Source organism: Candidatus Streptomyces philanthi, assembly GCF_059553635.1.
Map to the genome: position 1 here is coordinate 1 of NZ_JCANQV010000442.1, position 3,497 is coordinate 3,497.

1 protein-coding gene is annotated in these 3,497 nt (G+C 73.3%); it reads right to left on the bottom strand.

Translation table 11 applies throughout. The annotated features are described in order from the left end of the window. On the bottom strand, positions 1-3,497 hold a 3,497-nt coding region (locus AC51EU_RS28665), incomplete at both ends, for an amino acid adenylation domain-containing protein (RefSeq protein ID WP_496270001.1).

Genomic DNA, 3,497 nt, shown 5'->3' on the forward strand with positions numbered 1-3,497 from the left:
ACGCTCCCCCGCGCCAAGGAATTCCACCCGGCCGAGGGTCAGGTCCGGGTCGGAGACGAGGTGCTGGAGCATGCGGCGGAAGCGGGTGGCCATCAGCTCGACGGCCTCCCTCGGGAAAAGGTCGGTGCTGTATTGCAGGACGCCTTCCAGACCCAGGGCTGAGCCGTCCTCGGCCAGCCGCTCGACGAATTCCGCGGCCAGGTCGAATTTCGCGGCTCCGTTGCCGGCCGGCTGCGGTGTCACCCGCAGGCCGGGCAGGTCCAGTGCGGCCTTCGGCGTGTTCTGGAGGGCGAGCATGACCTGGAAGAGGGGGTGCCGGGCCAGGGACCGGGTGGGCTTCAGCACGTCCACCAGCCGCTCGAACGGCACGTCCTGGTGCGCGTAGGCCGCCAGGTCGGTGGTACGGACCCGCTCCAGCAGCTCACGGAAGGTGGGGTCGCCGGACGTGTCGGTCCGCAGGACCAGCGTGTTGACGAAGAAGCCGACCAGGTCGTCCAGTGCCTCGTCCGTACGCCCGGCGATGGGACTGCCGATCGGAATGTCCGTCCCCGCGCCCAGGCGGGACAGCAGGGCCGCCAGACCCGCCTGGAGCACCATGAAGACGCTGGTGCCGGTCTCCCGTGCCAGGCGGACGACGCGGGCGTGCAGGTCCGCGTCGAGGTCGAGCGGGACCGTGGCCCCCTGGTAGCTCTGCGTCTGCGGGCGCTGTCCGGCGCCCGGCAGCTCCAGCTGCTCGGGCAGTCCGGCAAGTTGCCGCGTCCAGTAGGCGAGCTGCGCGCCGATCGGGCTGTCCGGGTCGTTCTCGTCGCCCAGGGCCTCGTACTGCCACAGCGCGTAGTCGGCGTACTGGACCGGCAGCGGCGCCCACTCCGGAGGCGTACCGGCGCAGCGGGCGCTGTACGCCGTGGACAGGTCGTCGGCCAGCGGCGCGAACGACCAGCCGTCGCCCACGATGTGGTGCAGGAGCAGCAGCAGGACGTGCTCCTCCTCGCCCAGGGTGAAGAGGGTGGCGCGCAGCGGCGGTTCGGAGGCGAGACGGAAGACGTGTCCGGCCGCGGCGGCCATGGCGTCCTTCAGTCCGGCCTCGTCGGTCCCGATGACGGTCAGTTCGGGGCGGGCGCGGTCCACCGGCAGGATCTCCTGCCGCGGTACGCCTCGGTCCTCCGGGAAGACGGTGCGCAGCGACTCGTGGCGTGCCACGACGTCGTGGAGCGCCTGCCGCAGCGCCGAGCGGTCGAGCGGGCCGGACAGCCGCAGGCCGAGCGGCACGTTGTAGGCCGCGCCGGGCTCCTCCAGGCGGTCCAGCAGCCACAGCCGGCGCTGGGCGTACGACAGGGGGACGGACGCGGGCCGGTCCATGCGGCGCAGCGCCATCCGCGCGCTCCGTGCCTCGCCGAGTTCGCGGACGAGGCCGGCCACGGTCGGGTGCTCGAAGAGGCTGCGGATGGACAGTTCCACGCCGAAGGCCGAGCGGACACGGCTGATGAGACGGGTGGCGAGGAGGGAGTGGCCGCCCAGGTCGAAGAAGTTGTCCTCCGTCCCGACGACGGGCACGCCCAGCACCTCGGCGAAGAGTCCGGAGAGGATCTCCTCCTGCGGGGTGCGCGGTCCGCGGCCGCCGCCGGCGGTCCCGCTCAGGTCCGGTGCGGGCAGCGCCGCCCGGTCCAGCTTGCCGTTGGGGGTGAGCGGCAGCGCGTCGAGCACGACGAACGCCGACGGCACCATGTAGTCCGGCACCAGGCCCTCGACGTGGCGGCGCAGCACGGCCGCGTCCGGCGCTCCGGCGGGCGACGACGGCACCACGTAGGCGACGATGCGCTTGTCACCGGGGCGGTCCTCGCGGACGACCGCCGCGACCCGCGTCACGTCCGGGTGCTTCGCCAGCACCGACTCGATCTCACCGGGTTCGATGCGGAAGCCGCGGACCTTGACCTGGTGGTCGGCGCGCCCGAGGTAGTGCAGCTCGCCGTGCGCGTCCCAGCGCACCAGGTCTCCGGTGCGGTACATACGGGCGCCCTCGGCGCCGTACGGGCAGGCCACGAACCGTCCCGCGGTGAGGGCGGGGCGACCGCGGTAGCCACGGGCCAGGCCGTCGCCCGCGAGATACAGCTCACCCGCGACGCCCGGCGGCACCGGGCGCAGGGCGGCGTCCAGGACGTACGCGCGGGTGTTGTGGACGGGGCGGCCGATGGACGGGACCTCGGGCCAGTCGTCGACGTCCGCGGGCAACGTGGTCGCGGTGGCGACATGGGTCTCGGTCGGCCCGTAGTGGTTGTGCAGGCGCAGACCGGGGTGGCGCCGGTAGAGCGCCTTGACGCGCTCGCTCAGCACCAGGGCCTCGCCCGCCTGCGCGATCTCGGTGAGCGCGGGCAGCGTGCGGCCCTGCTCCTGCGCCGCCTCGCTGATCGCCTCGACCATGAGGTTGGGGGCGTAGACCTCCCGCACGTCGTGTGCGGCGAGCCAGCGCACGAACGCGTCGGGGTCGCGCCGGGTGTCGTCGTCCGGGATCACCAGGCAGTGGCCGGACGTCAGGGCGGACAGGATCTCCTGGGCCGACACGTCGAAGCTGATCGCGGTGAACTGGGCGGTACGCGATCCACGGCCGGTGGCCACGGCGGACTCGTGCCAGGTGAGGAGGTTCACCAGCGCGCTCGCGGGCATGGTCACGCCCTTGGGGCGGCCGGTGGAACCGGAGGTGTAGATCACATACGCGGGGGTCGCGGGGCAGAGCGGCGCGCCGCGGTCCGCGTCGACCGGGTCGGTCGTGGGCATGGCGCGCACGGCCTCCGCGGTCTCCGCCGCGTCCAGCACCAGGCGGGGCGCGTCCGTGGAGAGCGCGGTGAGGCGGGAGGCCAGGTCGCTCGTGGTGAGGATCAGGGCCGGTTCGGCGTCCTCCAGCATGTACGCGATGCGCTCGGCGGGGTAGCCGGGGTCCACGGGTACGTAGGCGGCGCCCGCCTTGAGCACGGCCAGCAGGGAGACGATCAGGTCGGCGGAGCGCGGCAGCAGCAGCGCCACCGTGCTCTCGGGGCCCGCGCCCTCGCGGATCAGCAGATGGGCCAGCGCGTTCGCCCGTGCGTTCAGCTCGCCGTAGGACAGGGTCGTGCCGTCGCAGTCGACGGCCGGGGCCTGCGGGTCCTGGGCGGCCTGGCGCTCGAACAGCTCGGGGAGCGAGACACGGGGTGTCGCACGGGTGGTGGCGTTCCACCGGGTGAGGACGTCGGTCCGCTCGTCGGGGGACAGGATCTCGGCGGCCGTGACGGCCCGGTCGGGCTCGGCGGTCACCGACGCCAGCAGCCGCGCGAAGCGGTCGAGCAGGGTCTGTATGGTGCTCCGGTCGAAGAGGTCCGTGCTGTATTCGACGACGCCCCGCAGCCCGGTCGGCGTCCCGTCCGCGAACTGCTCACGGAGGCTGAACATCAGGTCGAAGCGGGACGTGGTCGTCGCCAACGGCTGCGGCCCGGCCTCCAGACCGTGCAGGTCCACCACCGACTCGG